The organism is Mesorhizobium sp. M7A.F.Ca.US.014.04.1.1 (assembly GCF_003998745.1).
Taxonomy (GTDB): Bacteria; Pseudomonadota; Alphaproteobacteria; order Rhizobiales; family Rhizobiaceae; genus Mesorhizobium; species Mesorhizobium ciceri.
This window is the reverse complement of the sequence record NZ_RZRW01000608.1, coordinates 1-3,322: the sequence shown is the minus strand read 5'-3', so window position 1 is coordinate 3,322 and position 3,322 is coordinate 1. Positions and strand designations below refer to the sequence as shown.

Annotated in this window: 3 protein-coding genes and 1 pseudogene; 1 reads left to right on the top strand and 3 read right to left on the bottom strand. The window is 66.2% G+C overall.

The window, feature by feature from the left end:
• The first annotated feature begins 128 nt into the window (after nt 1-128).
• On the top strand, nt 129-797 hold the full coding sequence (locus EOA22_RS28510) for a GntR family transcriptional regulator (RefSeq protein WP_024502527.1): 669 nt from the start codon (nt 129-131) through the stop codon (nt 795-797).
• On the opposite strand, the gene EOA22_RS28505 is transcribed toward EOA22_RS28510, so the two are convergent.
• From EOA22_RS28505 to EOA22_RS28495, 3 genes and pseudogenes are all read right to left on the bottom strand, one after another.
• A complete protein-coding gene (locus EOA22_RS28505) occupies nt 794-2,098 on the bottom strand; it encodes an FAD-dependent oxidoreductase (protein ID WP_063167565.1) in 1,305 nt (434 codons plus the stop codon). The two genes, EOA22_RS28510 and EOA22_RS28505, sit on opposite strands and share 4 nt — an antisense overlap.
• Nucleotides 2,095-3,078, bottom strand: a complete 984-nt coding sequence (locus tag EOA22_RS28500; protein ID WP_027163899.1) for a branched-chain amino acid ABC transporter permease — start codon at nt 3,076-3,078, stop codon at nt 2,095-2,097. The genes EOA22_RS28505 and EOA22_RS28500 overlap by 4 nt, the downstream gene beginning before the upstream one ends.
• Nucleotides 3,075-3,322, bottom strand: a pseudogene (locus tag EOA22_RS28495) (branched-chain amino acid ABC transporter permease); the annotation flags it as partial. The gene EOA22_RS28500 and the pseudogene EOA22_RS28495, both read right to left, overlap by 4 nt.

The following is a 3,322-nucleotide window of genomic DNA, read 5'->3' as shown; positions in this document are numbered from 1 at the left end:
GTCCTTCGGTCCGAGCGGCAATGTGCTGAAGATCAGGCCGCCACTGCCCTTTGCCAGGGACAATGCCGAGCAACTGGCCGAGACGCTCGATCGCGCTCTGTCGAACTGGTGATCGGAGCGGCCCGCGCATGCTGAAGCTCGAACATCAGACCCTGAATGACCGCGCCTATGGCGCGCTCAAGCAGGAGCTGATTTCCGGCGGCTTCAGCCCGGGCCAGGCGCTGGTCATCCGCAAGCTCGCCGAGACGTTCGGCATCTCGACGACACCGATCCGCGAGGCGCTGCAGAGGCTTGTCGCCGAGCGGCTGCTCGAGATGCAGAACAACCGCTCGGTCATCGTGCCGTTGCTGTCCGCGCCTGCCTTCGAGGAGCTGACGCGCATCCGCATCGCCGTCGAGGGACTGGCGGGCGAGATGGCGGCGACCAGGATGAGCGAAAGCGGGCTGGCTGACATCCAGGCGACGCTCGCCGGCATGCAGCGTGCCATTGAGGCCGGCGACGCCAGGGCCTATCTCTCATTGAACGAGGCGTTCCACTTCGCCATCTACCAGCATGCTGGCGCGCCGATCCTTTTGAACATGATCCGCGACCTCTGGGGGCGGGTCGGGCCTTATCTCAAGCTGCTGATGCAGGCCGATCGCTACATCCCGCAGTCCAACGACGCGCATCGCAAGATCGTCGCCGCACTGGAGCAGCGCAGCGGTCCCACTGTGCGGATTTTCATAGAAGAGGACATCGCCGTGGCGGCCGCTGTGCTGTCTGCAAACCTTGACGCTGCCAGGGAGCCGTCGGCCTAGCTCGTCCCGTCCAGCCGGTCGCGCAGCATGCTCCAGCCGAGCAGCATGTTGGGCGCGTGCCGCAGCACGGCGTGGAACGGTATTGGCGCCGGCGGCGCGAAGGGCAGCGGCAGGTCGCGGGCGTCGGTGCCGGCGGCCCAGTCGGCCAGAACCTTGCCCATCGCCGTCGTCATGGCGATGCCGCGCCCGTTGCAGGCGCGACCGGCGATCAGTCCCGGACCGAGGTCGATCAGGTGCGGCAGGAAATCCGGTTCGACCGCTGCCATTCCCGACCAGCTGTAGGCAAGCGGCGGCAGGTCGGGCAGACCGAGATGCCGGCCGAGCCTTCGCCAGATCGTCTGCGGTACGCGCGTATCCGCACCGGCGCCAAGGATATGCATGCCGCCGCTGATCAGCCGGTTTTCGGCGTCGAAGCGGAAGGTGAACAGATTGCGTCTGGTGTCACCGACACCTTGCCCGCCGGGAAGCAATCGGTTGCGCACTTCACGAGGTAGCGGCGCTGTCGCGATCTGGAAGACTTTCAGCGGGAAGTAGGTTCGCTGCAACGACGGATTGAGGGACCAGCCATAGGCGTTGGTGGCGATCAGCACCTTGCCCGCGCGTACCGAGCCAGAGGGCATTTTCAGCATCCAGCCATCGGCTATGCGATCAACCGAGGTGACGCGCGTCTGCTCGAAGATCTTTGCGCCGGCCTTCTCCGCCGCATCGGCCAATCCGCGCGCATAGGCGACCGGATTGAGCACGCCGCCGGAACGGTCCATCCAGCCGCCGACATAGCCTGGCACGCCTGTCAGGGCTTCGACTTCCTGCCGATCCAATGTGACTGCCGGCCGGCCACGCTGTGCCCACTGCCCGGCACGTGACTTGACTTTTTCAAAGGCGGCAGGCGAATGCGCCGGCTGGATCCATCCGTTCTGCACGGCGTCGCAGTCGATGCCGTGCTGCCGGATCAGGCGGAAAACCAGGTCGGCGCTGCCGGCGGCGAAATCGATCAGCCTTTCGCCACGCGATGGTCCGAGATGGGCCAGTATGTCGGCCGGGTCCATCTTGGCGAAGTTCGGCACGACGAAGCCAGCATTCCTGCCGGTTGCGCCCCAGGCGATGAATTCGGCTTCGAGAACGGCGACGGAAAGGCCTTTGCCGGCGGCGTGCAGCGCGGTTGAAAGGCCCGAAAAGCCGCCGCCGACAATGGCCAGGTCGACATCGAGCTTACCCTGCAGCGCCGGCCGTTTGCGGCGGTCGCGGCTGACGGCAAGCCAGAGTGAAGCGCCATGCGCTTCCTGCCGAACCGCGGCATTCATGACGGGGAAACGCTTTTGGCCGTAGTCACCTTCGTCCGCTTGCCGAGCCAAGGCCGCCGTGGCCTGTCGCCGAACAGCCCGTTCGGCCGGACCAGCAGGATAACGCAGAGCATGACGCCGATGGCGGCGATCTGCAGCGCGGCGGCACGAGCCTGCTGTTCCGGCGGGAACAGGATGCTGGTCAGCGTGCCCGACCCAGCCCATATCGCCCAGACCAGGATGCTGCCGATGACGGCGCCGAGATTGCTGCCCGAGCCGCCCACGATCAGCATCACCCAGACCTGGAAGGTCAGGATCGGCAAATAATTGTCCGGCGCGATGAAGCCGGTGAAATGCGCCTGCAATGCGCCGGCCAGTGCCATGATGGCGCCGCCCACGGCGAAGGCCTGGACGCGATAGAAACGCGCGCTCTTGCCAAGCGAGATCGCCGCCCGCTCATCCTCGCGTAGCGCCTTCAGCACGCGGCCCCACGGGCTGCGCGACAGATGTTCCAAAGCGAGATAGGCGACCAGAGTCACCGCCGCGACCACGGCAAGGTTCGACAGGTTGAACAGCAGCGGCGTCTCGGCAAGGCTGCCGAAGGGGCGCGGGATGAAGCCGATGCCGAACGGGCCGCCGGTCAGTTTCTGCGCGTTGAGCGCGACCAGTTGCACGACGACGGCGACGCCGAAGGTGGTGATCGCCAGATAGTCGGACCTGAGCCGCAGCGTCGCCATGCCAGTTAACGCCGCGGCAATGCCGCCGACGACCATGGCGCCCGCCCAGCCGACAACGATCGGCAGGCCAAGGCCACCCAGCCGCGCGGCGTCGTCGGGAGTGGTCAGCAATGCCGAGGTGTAGGCGCCGATGGCGACGAAGCCGGCAAGGCCGACATTGAACAGGCCGGTCAGGCCCCACTGCAAATTGAGCCCCAGCGTGACCAGCGAAAAGATCAGCGCGGTGGTCAGGAAGAAGGCGCCGTAGCCGATCAGATCCATCAGCGTTCCCTCACACCAAACAGGCCGATCGGCCGCACGAACAGCACCGCCATCAGGATGATGAAGGAGACGGCGGCGCGCCATTCGGCGCCGATCAGCTGCACGGCACCGGCCTCGGCGAGCCCGATGATCAGGCCGCCGAGCACGGCGCCGGGGATGCTGCCGATGCCGCCGAGAATGGCGGCGGCAAACATCGGCAATAGCATGTCGAAGCCCATGAACGGGCGGATCTGCACCAGGATGCCGA

Coding starts and splice junctions, on each gene's coding strand:
- EOA22_RS28505 (WP_063167565.1), bottom strand. CDS start 2,098: ATGAATGCCGCGGTTCGGCAGGAAGCGCATGGCGCTTCACTCTGGCTT.
- EOA22_RS28510 (WP_024502527.1), top strand. CDS start 129: ATGCTGAAGCTCGAACATCAGACCCTGAATGACCGCGCCTATGGCGCG.